Consider the following 566-nt stretch of genomic DNA (forward strand, 5'->3'; position numbering starts at 1 on the left):
TTCAAATTCTTCAATATAAATAAAGCAGCTCCCACCTCAGCAACAAAAAAACCACTTAGCATCACTAAAGCATATGCCAAAGCCAAAAGCAGACTACCGATCAAGATAGACCGGCGAACACCAACAATATTATCAGCCATAAAGCCCCCCAGCATCGGGACTAAATAATTCATCGCCTGACTTACCCCCATAAATGCATAGGCTTCAGCTTCAGACAAGCCTAAACCATCTTGCCAAAGGGGACGTGTCAAATAAAGTACTAGAATAGTATTTAGCGTGTAAACAGCAAACTGGCTCCAAAAAGTAATCATCGCAACGGTATTCACCTGACGCTGTTTTAAATCAAAAAAATGAGTGAAAAAGCCACGGTTAGCAGTCTCTTCAAGTTTCTTAATTGTTTCCAACATTAAGATCCTTTAACAATTTAAAACACCTAGTAATACAGTAATCAGCATAAAATTACAAACAGCGCTGCAACATAAACAAGGAAAACTCATGCTATTGATCAACCTACTAATCACAAATTAAACTATTTATAAAAAATATAATTAGGCTCCGTTGACATT

1 protein-coding gene is annotated in these 566 nt (G+C 36.9%); it reads right to left on the minus strand.

Features of this window, described 5'->3' with window-relative positions:
* Positions 1 to 407 (minus strand): IraAB (locus C200_RS14030; RefSeq protein WP_033923863.1); only part of this gene is annotated, 407 nt, incomplete at its 3' end.
* Positions 408 to 566 lie beyond the last annotated feature (159 nt).

The sequence above is a fragment of the Piscirickettsia salmonis LF-89 = ATCC VR-1361 genome (assembly GCF_000297215.2).
Lineage (GTDB): Bacteria > Pseudomonadota > Gammaproteobacteria > Piscirickettsiales > Piscirickettsiaceae > Piscirickettsia > Piscirickettsia salmonis.